At 72.4% G+C, this 16,113-nt stretch carries 15 protein-coding genes; 10 read left to right on the forward strand and 5 right to left on the reverse strand.

The window, feature by feature from the left end:
- Nucleotides 1-100 precede the first annotated feature (100 nt).
- Nucleotides 101-1,219, forward strand: coding sequence for a hypothetical protein (locus tag ACEZDE_RS32255; RefSeq protein ID WP_380544188.1), 1,119 nt, complete (start codon nt 101-103; stop codon nt 1,217-1,219).
- 7 nt (nt 1,220-1,226) lie between these two features.
- On the opposite strand, the gene ACEZDE_RS32260 is transcribed toward ACEZDE_RS32255, so the two are convergent.
- Together ACEZDE_RS32260 and ACEZDE_RS32265 are read right to left on the reverse strand one after the other, a co-directional pair.
- Nucleotides 1,227-1,847, reverse strand: coding sequence for a hypothetical protein (locus tag ACEZDE_RS32260; protein WP_380544191.1), 621 nt, complete (start codon nt 1,845-1,847; stop codon nt 1,227-1,229).
- A gap of 40 nt (nt 1,848-1,887) precedes the next feature.
- Nucleotides 1,888-2,214: a hypothetical protein gene (locus tag ACEZDE_RS32265; RefSeq protein WP_380544194.1), complete on the reverse strand. Its 327-nt coding sequence runs from the start codon at nt 2,212-2,214 to the stop codon at nt 1,888-1,890.
- A 273-nt stretch (nt 2,215-2,487) separates the two neighbouring features.
- On the opposite strand from ACEZDE_RS32265, the gene ACEZDE_RS32270 reads away from it, so the two are divergent.
- The 3 genes from ACEZDE_RS32270 (at nt 2,488) to ACEZDE_RS32280 (ending at nt 6,789) form a co-directional block, all read left to right on the forward strand.
- Complete coding sequence (locus tag ACEZDE_RS32270) at nt 2,488-3,207, forward strand: TnsA-like heteromeric transposase endonuclease subunit (protein WP_380544197.1); 720 nt, start codon at nt 2,488-2,490, stop codon at nt 3,205-3,207.
- The gene (locus ACEZDE_RS32275; protein ID WP_380544200.1) at nt 3,204-5,654 is read left to right on the forward strand and encodes an integrase; all 2,451 of its coding nucleotides are present in this window, start codon (nt 3,204-3,206) and stop codon (nt 5,652-5,654) included. The genes ACEZDE_RS32270 and ACEZDE_RS32275 overlap by 4 nt, the downstream gene beginning before the upstream one ends.
- Before the next feature lie 79 nt (nt 5,655-5,733).
- The gene (locus tag ACEZDE_RS32280) at nt 5,734-6,789 is read left to right on the forward strand and encodes an ATP-binding protein (RefSeq protein ID WP_380544203.1); all 1,056 of its coding nucleotides are present in this window, start codon (nt 5,734-5,736) and stop codon (nt 6,787-6,789) included.
- 57 nt (nt 6,790-6,846) lie between these two features.
- Here the strand turns inward: ACEZDE_RS32280 and ACEZDE_RS32285 are convergent, their stop codons facing one another.
- A complete protein-coding gene (locus ACEZDE_RS32285) occupies nt 6,847-9,186 on the reverse strand; it encodes a DEAD/DEAH box helicase (protein WP_380544206.1) in 2,340 nt (779 codons plus the stop codon).
- A 323-nt stretch (nt 9,187-9,509) separates the two neighbouring features.
- Here ACEZDE_RS32285 and ACEZDE_RS32290 point away from each other — a divergent pair, with 323 nt between their 5' ends.
- A complete protein-coding gene (locus tag ACEZDE_RS32290; RefSeq protein WP_380544209.1) occupies nt 9,510-10,601 on the forward strand; it encodes a hypothetical protein in 1,092 nt (363 codons plus the stop codon).
- A gap of 193 nt (nt 10,602-10,794) precedes the next feature.
- On the opposite strand, the gene ACEZDE_RS32295 is transcribed toward ACEZDE_RS32290, so the two are convergent.
- Both ACEZDE_RS32295 and ACEZDE_RS32300 read right to left on the reverse strand, forming a co-directional pair.
- A complete protein-coding gene (locus tag ACEZDE_RS32295; RefSeq protein ID WP_380544212.1) occupies nt 10,795-11,076 on the reverse strand; it encodes a hypothetical protein in 282 nt (93 codons plus the stop codon).
- A 225-nt stretch (nt 11,077-11,301) separates the two neighbouring features.
- Nucleotides 11,302-12,627, reverse strand: coding sequence for a hypothetical protein (locus ACEZDE_RS32300; protein WP_380544215.1), 1,326 nt, complete (start codon nt 12,625-12,627; stop codon nt 11,302-11,304).
- Nucleotides 12,628-12,887: 260 nt separating this feature from the next.
- Here ACEZDE_RS32300 and ACEZDE_RS32305 point away from each other — a divergent pair, with 260 nt between their 5' ends.
- The 5 genes from ACEZDE_RS32305 to ACEZDE_RS32325 all read left to right on the forward strand — a co-directional run bounded on the left by ACEZDE_RS32305 (nt 12,888) and on the right by ACEZDE_RS32325 (nt 15,756).
- Nucleotides 12,888-13,319 (forward strand): hypothetical protein, encoded by a 432-nt coding sequence (locus tag ACEZDE_RS32305; RefSeq protein ID WP_380544218.1) that lies wholly within the window; start codon nt 12,888-12,890, stop codon nt 13,317-13,319.
- Nucleotides 13,316-13,513 (forward strand): hypothetical protein, encoded by a 198-nt coding sequence (locus tag ACEZDE_RS32310; protein ID WP_380544221.1) that lies wholly within the window; start codon nt 13,316-13,318, stop codon nt 13,511-13,513. Before ACEZDE_RS32305 ends, ACEZDE_RS32310 begins: the two co-directional genes overlap by 4 nt.
- Before the next feature lie 23 nt (nt 13,514-13,536).
- Entirely contained in the window at nt 13,537-14,667 is a 1,131-nt protein-coding gene (locus ACEZDE_RS32315) for a radical SAM protein (protein ID WP_380544224.1), read from the forward strand.
- A complete protein-coding gene (locus ACEZDE_RS32320; protein WP_380544227.1) occupies nt 14,664-14,798 on the forward strand; it encodes a hypothetical protein in 135 nt (44 codons plus the stop codon). Before ACEZDE_RS32315 ends, ACEZDE_RS32320 begins: the two co-directional genes overlap by 4 nt.
- Nucleotides 14,799-14,967: 169 nt before the next feature.
- On the forward strand, nt 14,968-15,756 hold the full coding sequence (locus tag ACEZDE_RS32325) for a GNAT family N-acetyltransferase (RefSeq protein ID WP_380544229.1): 789 nt from the start codon (nt 14,968-14,970) through the stop codon (nt 15,754-15,756).
- The last annotated feature ends 357 nt before the right edge of the window (nt 15,757-16,113 follow it).

Genomic DNA, 16,113 nt, shown 5'->3' on the forward strand with positions numbered 1-16,113 from the left:
TGCGCTCAAGTGGCGCCATTCGACAGATAACTGCTGTTACTGTACGGACAGTTGAGGCGACTCATCGTATTTGTGCTCTTCTGTGGCCAGTGGAGGCGACGTGACGGCAGGCGTTCCGGTCCCGCTGCGCGGGAGTGTCCCCACGGTCCTGGCGGATCGGGTGCTCCTGCAGGTCGGCCACAGGCGCTCGGCGCGGTACCGGGACTGGGTGGACTTCTCGCACAGCGGCCTGGTCCTGACCGGCCAGGGGGCGCTGGCGAAAGCGGGCCAGCTGCGGGAGGAGGGCTTCGAGGCCGCCCTGGTGGTCGACGAGGCCCGCTACACCCTGGCCGAAGCGACACCCCAGGCGCCGTTCCCGGGGATCGACGACGGTCCCGCGCCGCTGTTCGGGGAGCCGCTGGAGCACCTGATGCTGGCCCAGTTGGCGTTCGCCGACGTTGCGTTGACGCCGACGGGCTACCTGCCGGCCGGGGCCGACCAGGCGCTGGAGGCGGCAGCCCTGCAGGTGGCGCGGCTCGGCGACCCGCGGGTGGTGTTCGCGGTGCCCATGGACGCGGGCTGGCTGTATCCCGGTGTGCTGGAGTACCTGGCCGACGTGCTGTCCACGGTGCCCGGGCCGAAGGCGGTGATGATCGGCGGCCGCCCCGATCCCCGGATCGCCGCGGCGGGACTGGCCCGGCTGCTGGAGCTGGTGCCCGGCACGGGTGTGCTGCGAACCGGGCTGGGCGCCTTCGGGGGCCTGGCGCTCGGGGCCGGGTTCACCGCGTTCGGCGTGGACGCCAGCATGCGCCAACTGCTGCCCCCGGCAGCAGCACCGGCACCCTCGGGCGGCGGGCCGGGCAGCCCGGCGGTGCTGTTCCCGGAGCTGATGAACCTCTTCCTGGGGCTGACGTTGGCCCAGCGGTTCGACGGCGACGCCCCCCAGTGCCGTTGCGCCCACTGCCAGGGCGAGCCGTTGGACCGCTTCTTGAGCATGGCACAGCAGGTTCCCGCGGCCGGTCACAACGCGGCGGTGCTGATGGAGTGGGTGCGGCAGTTGCACGCGGTAGGTACGGGGGCCCGCGGCGCCTGGTGGCAGGACCGGTGCCAGAAGGCGCTGGACGCGTATGCGGTGTGGAACAACAGGATCGGGCAGAAGCGAGGGTTCACCGCGTGGGCGGACCTGTTCGCCTGGGCCGAGCTGACTGTCGGACAGCAGGTCCCCCAGGCTGTCGGCTGACGTCTGGTCAGGGGAGACGGGCGTGGAGCTTCTCGGTGAAGTGCCAGGCCGCGGGGGTGTGGCGGGCGGGCCGGTAGGCCTCGGGCGGTAGGGCCCAGGCAAGGCCTTCCGGGGTCGGTTCCAGGATGCCGATGCCGTAGAAGGCGGCTTGCATCAGCAGGTCCTGCCGCTGTGAGGCGGGCGCGTCGACAAGCAGAGCGCGGCGGGCGAACGGCTTGAAGCGGCTGGCCCGGGCCAGGCCCTGGTCCCAGTGGGTGCTGCGGGCGCGGACGACCACCAGGTCCACGGCCAGTGGGCGCACCGCCCGACGGCAGACCAGGGCGCCGGTCCAGGTGACGGCCCCGCGGGGCAGCTTCGCGAGCTGGTCGCGGACCGGTGGTGGCAGGGTGTCCGCGCGCAGCGGCAGATCGGCGGGCAACTGGAGCAGGGTGGCGAGGTCCTCAATGCCCAGCGGGGCCGCGGCCTGCCGGCGGCGGCGTTCGCATTCGGCGCGGTCACGGCGGTAGAACACCAGCGCTCCCCTGCTGCCTTCCAGAGTCAGCTCGGCGCTGTGGGCGTCCTGGCCCACCAGTGGTGCGGAGGCGTGCTCGACGCGGGCCCGTGCACGCATCGTGGTGGGTGTCGGCATGGGACTGTCCCCTTCCCGGTGTCGGTGGGCGGCGTAGTGCCTAGGCGGCCTGGGTTGGCTGGTGTTCCTGCAGGCGAGCCACGGTGGCGGCCAGCGAGTGCCAGGTGTGCGTGCTGCCGCAGGACCGGTACCAGCGCCGGCGATCCCCCGCAGCGGGCGCCAGGCGTTCGACCAGGCCCAGGGCGATCAGGGTGCGCACCGGCGGGTGGTAGACGCTGGCCGGGACCCGTCGGGCCCGGGCCAGGTCGCTGAGGCAGATTCCCCGGTCGCCGGCGGCTGCGAGCGCCGCGATGAGTTCGGCCCGGTACCGGTTGCCGAACACTCCCGCCGATAGCTGCCGCAGCTCGCGGGCATCGTCGTCATCCATGAGTCATTTATCGCGAATCGCGAATCACTTGTCAAGGAGGCGCGGGGCATCAGTACGCCAGCCGGGCTTGCGGGCAAGGAGGTTGGTGGTCATGGGATGGTTTCTGTCCAGAACTTGCCGTATGCGGGGGGCAGTTGGGGCACGCTGGTCCGGTGGTGTGCCAGGAGACTGGCCGGGTCGGCGCGGTGCCGGCCGCCACCCAGGGCATGGGACGCGACCCGAGGGGCTTTCATGGCGCGGGAGTTGCAGGTTCTTCACCAGGACCGGAACGGGGTGCGGCGCACACTGCCGGCCGGCCGGATGACCCCGGTGCCGCTGGCGGAGCGCGGCGAGGTGTGGAAGCCCTCGCGGCACCCCGCGCAGCGCAGCATCGCCACCTGGTGGTGGGCTGCGACGAACCGGCGGCATGTGGGCTGCCGCTCGCTTGACCGGCTCTCGACCGCGATGCTGCTGGACTTCCATCCCGCGGTGGTCGACTTCGGTGCCTGGTCCGCGCAGCTGGTGTGGCGCGAGCGAGGACGGGAGCGGCGCCTGGTCCCGGACTTCTTCGTGCGCACCGCGTCCGGGAAGACGGTGGTGGTGACCTGCCCGCCAGCCATCGGGCCCACCGAGCGGTTCGAGCGCCAGCTGGAGGTGGTGAGCGCGACCGCCGAGGGGGCCGGGTGGCTGGTGGGCGTACCGCGGTTGCCGGGGGATGTGGCGCTGGCGAATCTGCGCTGGGTCTCGCGGCGGCGCCAGCCGCGGTTCGGCGATCCCGAGGTGGAGCAGGTACTAGCACATGCGTTCGGCCGGGTGCGGCCGTTGTGGGAGGGAGTGGAGGCCTGCGGGGTTCCCCGGGCGCTGGTGCTGCCGCGGCTCTACCACATGCTGTGGCACCGGCGGCTGGCGGTGGACTGGAACACCGCGCTCGGGCCGGGGGCCCTGGTGGGGCCGCCGGGTGCGGTCGGCGAGCCGGACGCGGTGCGCCGCCCGCTGGCCGTGGAGCAGCGGTGACCGCGGCGGTGGCCGATCCGCGGGCGCTGCTGACGGTGCGTCATGCGCCGCGCGGGGTCCTGGTGCGCGGGGACCGGCTGCGCTGGCGCGGCGCGCGGTACACGGTCGCGGGCCTGGACGGGATGACCGTGCACCTGACCGGGGACCCGCTAGGCGGCGGGGAGCTGGCGTCGGTGCTGTTGCCGGTCCTGGCCGCCGCCGCGGACTTCGCGGTCCTGGACGGGGCCGACCGGCCGGTGGCGCAGGCGGAGCTGCCCGACTTCGCGCTGCTGGAGGGCATTCCCGCGCGGGCGGCGCAGGACGCCCGGCGGTGGGAGCTGGCGGTCGTCGAGGTCGACACCGGGCTGCCGCCCGGCGCCCCGCCCGGCGCCAGGCCCAGGCCCGCGTTCGACCCGGCGGCCACCACGCTGATCGAGCGGTACCAGGCCAAGGCGGCCGAGATGACCGCGGTGCTGGGCGTGCCGGTGTCCTGGCAGACGGTGCAGGCCAAGCGGTTGAAGTACCGCAAGTGCCCCAGTGCGGTGGCGCTGGTGGACGGGCGCAGCACCAAGGCGAGGCGGGTGTACGGGGCGACCGACCCACAGGTGGTGGACCAGTTGCTGGTGCTGGTGGACCGGCAGCGGCGGCGCGCGGACGCGCCCAGTGACGCCCGCAAGCTGTTCAAGCAGCTGCGGCGGGCGGTGCGCGCCGCCTACGGGCCGCAGGTGAGGGTGCCGGCCGAGCCGACGCTGTACAAGCTGCTGCAGCGGCTGGGCGTCAAGGCCCGGGACCTGGGCGCGCCGGGGGGCCGCCAGGTGAGCGGACGGCCGGGGGCGCCTCCGTTCTCGGTCACCTCAGCGACGATGCCCGGCGAGCTGGTGCAGGTCGACTCGACCGACCTGGACGTGTGGGTGCTGGGCGACGACGGGTCGCCGGCGCGGGCGGAGCTGACGATCGCGGTGGACGTGGCGACCCGCAGCATCATCGCCGCGGTGGTGCGCCCCAAGCAGCCGCGGCAGAGCAAGCGGCACCGGCCGGATCCGGCGGGCGGGTGGGTGACGCCGCGGCGGGCGAAGGGCCGGGCGACGAAGGCGGTGGACGCCTGCGAGCTGCTGGCGCAGGCCATGGTGCCGGTCCCGATGCGCCCGGGGTTCGATGCGGCCGTGCACGCGAGCCTGTCCGACCTGCCGTTCGAGGAACTGGTCGCGGTCGATCCGCGGTTCGCGCACGCCGCCGCCCGGCCGGTGATCATCCCCGACCTGGTCGTGATCGACCACGGCACGGTGTTCGCGGGGCGGACGTTCTTCGACGCCTGCGCCTACCTGGGCATCTCGCTGCGCACCGCGCGCCAGCGCACCGGCCAGGACAAGGCGGTCGTCGAGCGCACGTTCGGTGCCATCAAGTCGATGTTCAGCCAGTACGTGAACACCTACACCGGAAACGACCCGGTGCGGGTGCGGCGCACCCTGGCCGGCCAGCGGCTGTGGACGCTGGCCCAGCTCGACGACATGCTGCAGCAGTGGATCGCGCTGGAGTGGCAGAACAAGCCGCACCCGGAGCTGGCGGACCCGTACGAGGCGTACCAGCCCGAGCTGACGCCGAACCAGATGTATGCGGCGTGCGTGGCCGTGGACGGCTACCTGCCGATCCCGCTGACCGCCGAGGACTACCGGTTGCTGCTGCCGACCGCGTGGGTGGGGGTCAGCGATCAGGGCATCCGGTTCAAGGGCCGTACCTACGACCGGCCCGAACGCGGCGAGAAGGAGGGGCTGAACCCGTACCGCAGGACGCCGTCCGGGCTGAACGGCAAGAAGCGCGGCGGCTGGGAGCTGCGGTACACCCCGAACGACCCGTCCCGGGTGTGGCTGCGCGACCACCACACCAATGACTGGGTGGAGGCGATCTGGGTGCACCAGCACCGGGTCGGCGCGCCGTGGACGCAGTTCCTGTGGGACATCGCCGCCTCCCAGTACCAGGAGCGCGGCGGCTCGCTCAAGGACGAGGGGGCGGAGGAGGCGATCGCGCTCGCGCTGGCGGAACTGCTGGAGCGCGCCGGCCGCGGCCCCGAGTACACCGGGGTGGCCCTGGTCCCGGACGGGTACATGTCCGCGCCGCCCGCGCCCGCGCGGGTGTTCGACCCGTACGCTCAGCGCGCGGCCACGTCCCCGCCGGCTGCACCCGCGGCGGCACTGGCCCCTGTCGAGGACCCGTTCACGGTCGAGGACCCGTTCGCGCCGGGCCGCCCGGACCTGCTGCCGGCGGACGGTTCCCAGTCGCCGGCGGGGATCGACTGGGCGCACGGTGCGGCGGCCCCCGATCCGGCCCTGCTGGCGTGGGAGCGGCCCGAGGGCACCGGGCCCGCCGGGGGCCGGGGGGAAAGCCTGGCGGACCGGTACCGGCGCATCCGCGCCCGCCTGGACCTGGACAGCACCGCGGACGGCGGCGAGGCCGACGAGCTGGACCCGTGACCGCCGCCGGAGACCGGGGAGCGCGTCGAATGCCGACCGGGCAGCCGAGCACCACAGGGAGAGAAAAGGGAGTGAACGCATGGACGACGGGACGAGGTTGACACGCCAGGAGGAACGGCTGCTGCGCGATGTGCGCGTGCCCGAGCAGATGTTCCTGGTGCCGCCGGCACCCCTGTGGCCGAAGGACTCCCACACCTGGCGGGCGAAGGCCCTCGCGCAGGTGGAGCCCCCGGACCTGGCGGACTGTGCCCCGCAGGGCACGAAAGTCACTTCGCACGACAAGCGACTGCTGTGGCACGGGCACATGCACACCGTCACCACCCCCGCGATCGCCAAGGCCCTGCTGGTGGTGGCCGAGCAGATCCGCTCCAACCGCCAGCGCGAGCACGGCCGGATCGGGATCATCCTGGACGGCCCCAAGGGCACCGGCAAGAGCACCCTGCTCCAGGCGGTCGGCGTGCACTGGGAACGGCGGTTCGCGCAGCTGTACGAACCGGACGACAACCGGATCCCCATCATCACGCTGAACGTGCCGCCGCCGACGCGCGGCAACCTGCGCAACTGGCCCGGGGCGTTCGCCCGCTACCTCGGGCAGGAGCGCGAGGGCGGCGACCCGACCGAGTCGGTCATCCGCGCGATGCGCAACGCGCGCACGCTGCTGGTCCTGATCGACGGCATCGAGCGGCTGCGGACAGCCGCGGACGCGGAGCTGACCTTCCAGTACCTGGACATGATCAGCGAGGAGACCGGGGCGACGTTCATCTACTGCGGACGCTACGCGCAGAACATCGTCGACCCGCTCACCCGCGACAACGACACCAGGCTGGAGCAGGACGAGGTACTGCACGGCGACCACACCGTGCTGCGCCTATCCCGGATCGGATTCGACGACGAGGGAGTCGAGAAGTTCCAGCGCGTAGTCACCCTGTTCGACAAGGACCTGCGCCTGTACCGGCACCAGCCCGGCGACCTGGCCGACCTGGCCCCCTACCTGCACACCCGCAGCCGCGGCTACATGCGGATGCTGTCGCACCTGATCTGCCAGGCCGCCCAGCGGGCCATCTTGACGAAGGAGGAGCGCATCACCCGGGAACTGCTGGAGAAGATCCCGCTCGGCGGTGTCGTGGAGCTGTGACCCTCCGTCGCCCGCGCCGTGCCCGCCCTCGGGGCGCGGGCATGGGGCCCGGCCCGTTCAGGCAGGCGCCGGCGTCCTGCCGGGCCGAGGCCGCCTGCCGATCCGCAGCAGCGCGTCCAGGGCGTTGCTCTGCTCCCGGGTCAGGGCCTCGGGGTAGGCGAGGCACCGGTGGAACCACTGGCCGAGGTCGAAGGTGGCGGCCTGCGGGCCGCCGTCGCTCCACCAGTAGGGTTCGAGGTGGTCGTGGGGGACCTTGACGTGGCCTTCGCGGGCCATGAACGCCGCCAGGTGCCCGAGGGCGTTGTAGAAGGTGTAGCGCTCGTGGTCGTAGCGGTGGTTGTAGTAGACGCCGTCGGGCAGCGGCGGCACGTGCAGGGCGAGCAGGAGTTCCTGCTGGCCCTCGTGCAGGCGGAAGAACCCCAACTGCTGTTTGTAGAGCCATTCCACGGCAGAGCGTTGGTCGCGGCTCTGGTCGCCGGGCTCGGACAGGGAGTTCCAGCGGGTGCCGGTGGCCAGGGCGGCCTTGGCCCGGTGGTACTTGCGCTGCCAGTCCTGGGGCCAGGGCGGGTTCCAGTGCGGGTCGATAGCGTCCAGGGCCTGCTGCTGCTCGGCGGGCAGGTGCCCGGCGGTGGCTTTGTGGCGCTGGCGGGCCAGCCACTGGCCCAGCGGGTGGCCGCCGAGGTCCTCTTTGACCGGGACGGTCAGGTGGCCGTGCCGGTCCGCCCAGGCGCGGGCGTACCCGAGCATGGTCGTGAAGGTCGGCGTCTGGGAGGACCAGGAGAAGCCGAGCGCGTCCAGGACCTGCTTGCGTTTGGTCGGCAGGCGGCTCAGCAGGTGGCGCAGGCGGATGCTGGCCAGGCACTGCCCCAGGGCGAAGCCGTCCGGGGCGGTGTAGTCGACAGGCACGTCCAGGTGCCCGAACGCCGCGTGGTAGGTGGCGGCGGCCACCAGGGCCCGCTCCCAGGAGCCGATCGCCGGCAGGGTGATCTCCAGGCCCAGTGCGCGGGCCAGTTGGGCCGTGCGTTCGGGCTGGGCGTAGAAGACCTCGCGCCCCTGGACGGTGATGGAGGAACTGCGGGAGGGCAGCGCGATGCGGTCCATGAACGACTCGTCGTGGGCGCGCAGGGCCTGCAGGAGGGTGAGCAGGTTCGCGAACGCCGAGTCGTGCAGCAGGTCGGCGGTGTCCGTACCGGGGCGCAGGTAGACGGGGATGACCAGGGTGGTCTTCTTCCCCGCGTTCGGCGGCTGGCGCAGGCCCCTGCCGATCGCCTGGATGGCGTCGATGGTGCTGTAGCGGGGGTCGGCGAAGACCACGCAGTCGACGTCGGGCATGTCGACGCCCTCGTTCAGGACCCTCACATTGGACAGGACCGCGCACAGGCGCTCGGCGCAGGCGAAGTCCTCCAGCAGGTCGCGGCGCCACTGCCCGCTCTGGCGGCTGTGGATGGCACGGGCCCACAGGCCCTCGATCCGCAGCGGGGCGCCGACCTCCTCGGCCGTGCGGGGCAGCGAGTCGGCGAATGCCTCGGCCAGGGCGACGCGGTTGTGGAACACCAGGACCCGCCGCAGGCCCTGCTCCCGGATCGCGCGCAGCACCGCGACCTGGACGGCGCCGTTGCGCAGACCGTTGTGGTGGGCGGTGGCGGCCGGGCGGCGGGCGGACAGGATGGCGTGCAAGTCGGCTTCCTCGACGACCGGCAGCAGGACCTGGTAGTCGGCCAGGATGCCGCGGTCGATGGCCTGGGCCATGCCGAGGTTGAACACCGTCGGACCGAAGACCTCCTGGTGGTCCATGGTGGCCAACGGGATCCGTTCCATGAACGGCACTAGGTCCTGCGGTGCGGCGGCGCCCCAGACCCTGGGGGTGGCGGTCATGTAGACGCGGGTCTTGGCCGGGATGGCGGCATCGTCGTGGACGGTGCCCCAGCCGTCGCCGAACGCGGAGCAGGTGCGGTGCGCCTCGTCCGCGATGACCAGGTCCCAGGCCGGCAGCTGGTGGAGCTCGTGGGCGCGTTGGATGCGGTGCAGGGAAGCGTAGGTGGCGAACACGGTCACCGGGCCGCCCACCCGCATCGCGCGGGCGATCGCCCGCGGGTGGCGCGTCAGCACCGCCTCGCCCGGGGCCAGTCCGCTCTCGGACTGGCTCAGGGAGCAGACCCCCAGGGCCAGTCCCGGCTGCCCGGTCTCGCGCCAGCGCCGGGCGGTCTGCGTCAGCAGGGCCTTGGTCGGCATCAGCACCAGCACCGCGCCGCCGGGTGCCAGGCACTGCGCCGCCCGCTGCGCGATCAGGGTCTTCCCGCTGCCGCACGCGGCCACCACCGTCATCCGCCGCTCCCCCGCGGCCGCGGCGGCCACGATCGCGTCGACTGCCTCCCGCTGGTGCTCGCGTAGCTCCACCCCTGGTGGCCCTCCCCTGGTGTCGCGGGTACCGCTGTTCGCGGAGTGGGAGGCTACCTGCCGCCGCCAGCTGCCACACGAGTGACCGAAGGTTTCCAGCCAAATTGGTGCGGCGCATGCGCCGGGCTGGTCGAAAGGGGGCGTGTGCAACGGGAGTGAGGCCGTAAACAGAGAACGTCCCGTGTGCGCGGTGGGACCCGGGCGAGGCGAGGGACCGGTCCGGCCATCGGATCAGCCGGGGTCGAGGGAGGCATGGGATGACGCAGGCTCGGACAGCCCCTACCGGCGCCGCCCGGGGGCGCCGAACGAAGACGTGGTGCTCTGTGCAGCGGCTGGGACTGCCCACGGTCGAGCTCATCGGCGGGGAGTCGACCGGCTCCTACGCCCGGCGCCTGGCGGACCTCAACGGCATGCAGGACGAGGAGTTCTGGGCCATGTTCGGCGCCCCGGCCCGCAAGGGCGGCGCCCCCAGCGATCCGCGCTACAGCGACGGCTACCTCAACGCCGCAGCCCTGGAACGGCTCGCCTTCATGTCCGGGCGCCCGGCGGCCCAGTTGCAGTTCGTGCTGCCGAACCTGCGCCCGGGCCGGCTGCTTGCGGTGGACGGCGGCCCGGTGTGGGACTGGCCCTGGGACACCCCGGGCTGCTTCCTGGTCCGGGTGTGCGAGGTGTGCGCCCTGCTGAAGAAGACCAGCCTGGACGCCTACCTGGCCGCCGACGCGCCCTGGCAGGTCTGTGCCCGGCACGGCCGCTGGCTGGACAACCGCCGCGAGCCGGGTACCGCCGCGATCGCGCTGGCCGGGCTGCCGGAGGTTGTCCACGCGCACCGGCAGCGCATGCGGTTGGAACGCCGCCTGGGGCCGGGGGGCCGCGCCGCCTTCGCGGACGCCTACGCGATCACCTCGTGCTGGTGGAACATCCCCGCCCTCAACTCACCGCTGTGGCAAACTCGCAGGCGTGCCCTGGGCCGGGCCGGGCACGACGAACTGCGCGTCGCCCCGCTCGTGTTCTACCCCGAGGCGGTCCACCTGGCCCACGCACTGGCCGCCCGCGAACGGCGCCGCCAGCGCTACACGCTGACCCACGAGGGGGACCTGGCCTGGCAGGCCGGCGTCGCAGCTCTCCTGGACACCTGGGGCATCCCCGCCGACCCGGCCCTGGACCCGGTCGGGATCTGGCGCGACCGACACCCGCTGCTACCACTGCCGCGAGGCGCCACCGCCCGCCGGCGGGCGCAGCAGGCGCGGCCCGCTGGGGGCCACCACCGGCGCCTTCCCCTGGCCGAGCCGCACACCCAGGAGACACTGGACGCGCCCTTGGGCGACCGCTCCTGCCTGCCGTGGAAACTCGGCGACCTGATCACCACCGAGCTGCGCCCGGCACCGGGAGGGTGGTCCCTGGGCGGCCGTGTGTGACCCCGCCCGCAAGCGCGACAGGCACAACCGGTGGCTGCGGGCCGAGCGCGCGGACTGTCCGGGGGCGTCGAAACTGCGTTCGGCGCCCCATCTGCCTGCAGCGCCTGCCGATCAGTCCCGAAGCGCCGACGGCCAGGAGCCGGTGTCCGGCAAAATGTCGTGCCGTTCTCGGTATGGTGACGGGCCGGAGGATTCAGTGGGCGAGGGCGGCGAGTCCGGCGCTGGTGGCCTCCACCAGGTCCGGGTTGGAGCCGTCGGCCGGGGTGACGACACGCACCAGGCCCTGCCGCCACAGCTCGAGGGAGACGCCGTACAAGGCGAGTTGGCGCTCGGTCCAGGCCGGGTGGTCGGGGTGGTCCTCGTTCAACCCGGGAGCGGGCGGATTGATCGTCTCGAAGAAGCCGGACATGGCCACCGGGGTGGTGGACTTCGCGACCAGGGACAGCAGGTCACGCTGATGGGTACTCAAAGGCATGGCAGAAGGCTACGGCAGGACCCCGACAGCGAGCCGGGGCACGTTGTTCGTGAGCCGGCCATGATCGGGATAGTCAAAGGTTCCCGGCTGGTGCGTCCTGGTGCCGGCACATCGCCTCCCGGGGAGGCACAGTCACCCTCATCGACCAGCGCCGTTCCCGAGACCGAACCGACTCCGAAGCTCTGAGCGGGAAGTCCGCGGCTGGTTCCCGGCACCCGCAGGTCCTCAGCTCGCCAGGGCGTCCCTGAGCACGTCGAGGCCGCGCGTCTTGGCGGGGAGTTGCCGGTAGAGGGCTTCAGCTCGGGTGCGGGTCAGGCCGGTGCGGTAGGCGGCTGGCAACTCGCCGTACGCCTGTGCGGCCCGGCCCGCGGCCTCGTCCGGGTGGGCTTCGTGGACGAGGCAGGAGGCGTGGTCGATGGCGATCAGTGCGCGGACCATCAGGGACGGCGAGCGGGACAGTTCCAGCGCGCGTTCCTGGACCGTGTAGGCCCTGCCCGTTTCGCCCAGGAGGGTGAGCGCCTGGGAGAGGTGGACGTGGTGCTTCTGCTCGGGGTAGCCGAACCAGGTGTCGGCGGTGGCACTGTTGTCGAGCTGATCGATCAGGCCCTCGACGTGATCCACGGCCTCCAGCGCGTCGTCGCGTCGGCCCTGGGCCGCGTAGGCGCGGGCGGCGACGGCGGAGGCCAGGGCGGCGAAGGCGGATGGCCGGTCGCCGGCCGCGTGGCGGGCGCGGGCGGCCAGGGCGGCGGCGGCCTGCGGGGCGCCGAAGTTCAGCGGCACCATGGCTTCGCGGGCCAGCACCCAGGCGTACAGCCGGTTGTCCCCGGATTCCTGCGCGGCCAGGCCCGCGGTGTTGAACCAGGCGTGTGCGTCGCGGTGCTGGCCCAGGTCGTGCAGGACGATCGCGGTCATGCCCGCCATCTCGGCGGCGATGTGGCTGAGCCGGGCGCGGTTGGCAACGGTCTGGGGCAGCTCGAACAGGGGGCTCATGTCCTGGAAGTCGGCCGCGAGGTCGGCCAGGACGGCAGTGGGAGCCTGCCCGTTGTAGCCGTAGCTGTAGCGCTCGGCGGTGCCCTCCCAGTAGCTCAGGTCGGGGCTGGCGTGGTCGGTCAGGGCGGCGTCGATGCTGTGGCGGGTGCGGGCCAGGGCGGCCAGGCCGGGGGCGGCGATTCCGGCCGCGAGAGCTCCACGCAGGACTTCGCGGCGGTTCATGGGGTCATCTTCTCCTGCTGCTTGGCACGGTGGGCGGTGCGCTGGAGCCGGGGCCCGCTCCCAGGGACGCGGGGCCAGGCCGATGACGCCGCCGGGAATCCGCAGGCCGTCACTGACCCGCTCCAGCACGGGTAACGAGGTGATCTCCCCCTCGCCCCGGGCCAGCCTCCCGACACGTTCGGCCGGGAGTCCAGAGGCGGTGGCAAGTTGGTTGAAGCTGATGTCCTCGCCCTTGGCCAGCGCGAAGATCGCCCCGATGTCACGGCGCCGGCCGGCATCCAGCAGACGCGGGTCGGCCAGCAGATACGACGGCAGCGCCCACGGTGCGTCCGGATACATGGCCCCGCCCCCTGATGACAGTTCATCAACTCCACGGTACTGCCCGTACTTTCCCGCGCACGAAGTGGATACATCGGGTGTACCCGTCGCAGGGTTACCGCCACCGCCGTGCGGGCGTTCACTTCCCCTACGGGCCGACTACGGCCTGGTTGAAGGGCCGGTGCCCGCCCTCCCCCCGTCCGTGAACGGGTGGGTACCGGCCGACGATCCCGCATCCGGAGTCTCATGGCATGCCCCTGACTATTACGCTGACTTGTGACGTGCCACCCGCCGCCGGCGCGGGCGGCGACCGGCCCGATCTGCTCGGGTCCCGGCCGCAGCCGCGCCGGCTCAGCCTGCCTCGCTGGCTGCCGCGGGCCTTCGCCGCCGGGGAGGACTGGGACGCGGTCCGCGTCACCGGCGTCCTGGCCCCGCTGGTGCTGGCCACGATGATGCTCCGCACCCAGAGCCAGCCGGGCCCGGTCATCATCGACGCACAGATGGACGCCCACTACTGGCTGATCCCCCATCGCGGCGGGCACCGGTGGGACTTCGCCGGGGTGCGACTACTGTCCCGTGGTTCCTGGGTGGTGCTGCCGCCCCTTGCCAGGCCAGGGCGCCGGGTGCGCTGGCTTGCTCGACCCGACGATCCGTTCCACCTGGCCGACCCCGTGACCCTGCACAAGGCCCTGATCGACCTCACCGCCCCGTGACGGGCCGCCACCAGGGCACCGACACCGACCGCCTGGGCACCGCCCTGACGGTGCGTTGGGCCGCCGGGCACTTGGCCGCGGCCTTCCTGCTCGGCTTCGCGGCCCAGACCCAGCAGCACGACGGCCCGGAAGCGTCCGCGCGTCCGGCCCTGACCGAGCCCGACACCCCGCTGCCGCTGCCTGCGGCGTGGTGAACCGATCCGGATGGAGAACGCCCGTGCACGAGCTGATCGCCAGTCCGTTCCTCGACGACTACCTGGTCGTCTGCCCCGGGAGCACTGCCGGGGTCAAGGTGCCCGCCGCGCAGTACGCCGAGCTGGAGGCGAGCACCGCGGCGCGGGAGCCTGCCCCGCCCTGGCTGGTGAAGGCCGCCCGCCAGCGGTGGGCCGCGGACCTCGACCCCGCCCGTCCGACAGGCGACTACCTGCTGGTCCGCGGGCGTGCCGACCCGCAGTACAGCCGTGCGTCGTGGGAGATCAACCTCGGCTGCAACTACGACTGCGAGCACTGCTACCTGGGCCTGAAGCAGTTCGAGGGCCTGGGCTGGGAGGGCAAGGCCCGGCTACTGCGCGTCATGCGGGACGCCGGGGTGCTCTGGCTCCAGATCACCGGCGGCGAGCCAACCATCGACCCGCTGTTCCTGGACGCCTACAAGCTCGCCTACACGCTCGGGATGATGATCACGGTCTCCACCAACGGGTCACGGCTGTGGCGTCCCGACCTCCTGGAGACCTTCGAGGCGATGCCGCCCTACCGGGTCGTGGTCTCCGTCTACGGGGCAACCGCCGAAAGCTACGACGGCCTGACCCGCCGCCGGGGCTCGTTCGCGAAGTTCCAGCGCGGCATGACGGCCGCGCTGGAGGCGGGGGTGCAGATGCGCCTGAACCTCGTGGTCACCGAGCACAGCGCGGACGAGGAGGCGGCGATGGTGGCCATGGCCGACCGGTGGGGCCTGGTCGCCAACACCTACGTCAACATGGCCCCCACCATCTACGGCGGCGCGGAGACGCTGCCCGCCCAGTCCGCCAAGCACCTGCGTCAGCGCAAGGTCTTCAGCGGCTGCAACGCGGGCCACACCTTCTTCCACTGCGACCCGCACGGGAAGGCGTCGATCTGCAAGGTCGGCCGCGACCCCGCCATCGACCTGATCGCCGAAGGCGTCGAGGGCCTACGGGAACTCGGCGCCATCGCCGACCAACTGATGCTTCGCACTGGGGGATGCTCCGGCTGCCAACTGCCGGGCTCCTGCGGAGTCTGCCGACCGATGGCCAAGCTCTACCAAGAGGCGAAGGCACCGCTGGCGAGCTACTGCCAGCACGGACGACCCCGAGAGGAGGTGACAGCATGAACCCGAACGCCCTCATCCAGCTCGGCCGGACCCGCACCGGCACGGCCGACATCGAGATGGTCGACGATCTGGACGACCTCGCCGAGTCCACGAAGTGCTCCTGCAACGCAGGCGACGACAACCCGTTCTAGGCCCTGACCGGTCACAACCACGCAGGCCCTGACGCTTTCGCGTCAGGGCCTGCGGCACGCGTGACAGCTGAGTACCGTGCTCGCTATGCGACTGCACTGGGACTGGCTGCACCCCGTGATGCGTGTTCCGTACGTCCCTACCCTCGGACCCGTCCACCCTCGCGAGGCCGTGCCCGCCCTCTTCCAGCGCGTCTTCGACATCGCGGACAGCGGCGAGTTCCTGCCCCAGGACCGGGACGCCCGCTGGTTCGCGGCCAAGGACGAGCACGTGCTCACCAAAGCCGTCCTCCACGACCCCGACACCACGCTGATCCCGACGCTGTCCACCCGGGGCAAGGGCGCCGTCAAGGTCATCTGCTACACCGGGCCGTGCGAGACCGCCGTGGACCTGGCAGCGGAGCTGGCCCAGGCCCACGGGACGCCCAGGGCCCGCATCGTCTGGTTCCAGGCCCCGGACCACGAGCCCGCCCCCGGCGCCGGGGCCACCCGCATCCAACTGCGGGACTTCACCCACCCCGCCCCGCATCCCGGCGGCGTCCGGCCCTACAGCGAGCTGCCGCCCGCCGTCGCCGCCACCTTCGCGGACTTCGCCGACAAACTCTCCGGCGACGGCTTCGCCTTCCTGCACGAGCAGATGAAGGCCGACCGCGTCGGCCCGGTCCTGACCGTGACCCAGGACCAGCACATCGTGGGTGCGATCGGCCCGATGGAGACCGGACCGGACTCGACCGGCAGCACCCGGCTCCAGCCCCAGTACTTCGGCGTGCTGCCCGACCAGCGCGGCCACGGCCACGGACGACGACTCTGGCAGGCAGCCATGCACTGGGGCCGCACCTACAGCGCCGAGTACCAACTGCTTCAGACCGAAGTCGGCGGGGCCTCCGACCGGCTGTGCCAGGCCGAGGGGCTCACCAGTCTCGGCTTCGTCTGCGTTCGCGACGTCGCACAGCCTGCGTAGCTACTTCAAGGTCTGTGCCCAGGTTCGAGACGAAGCCAGCCGGTACCCCAGCGCCACCGGTGCGGATCACCTCCTCGGTCGCCCCACTGCAGCGGGCAGGCCGGGGCCGCACGATGCGCAGTTGGGTCGTGGCGGTGCCGATCCTCGCGGACCAGCCGGCCTCGCCCCGGGCCACTCAAGCGAAATCGACGCCCACCCATCGGCGTGGCAGACCACAGAAATCCGCCGCCGAGACTGGGACATGGCCGGTACCGGCGAGGCCCGAGCCGCAGTGCCGCAGCAGTCGCCGTCACCGCACGAGACCGCGCTCGTTAGGCCATCGGTGCAGCGACTTGCCGATCCGGTTGCTGAGTCGAT

The organism is Streptacidiphilus cavernicola (genome assembly GCF_042510955.1).
GTDB lineage: Bacteria > Actinomycetota > Actinomycetes > Streptomycetales > Streptomycetaceae > Streptacidiphilus > Streptacidiphilus cavernicola.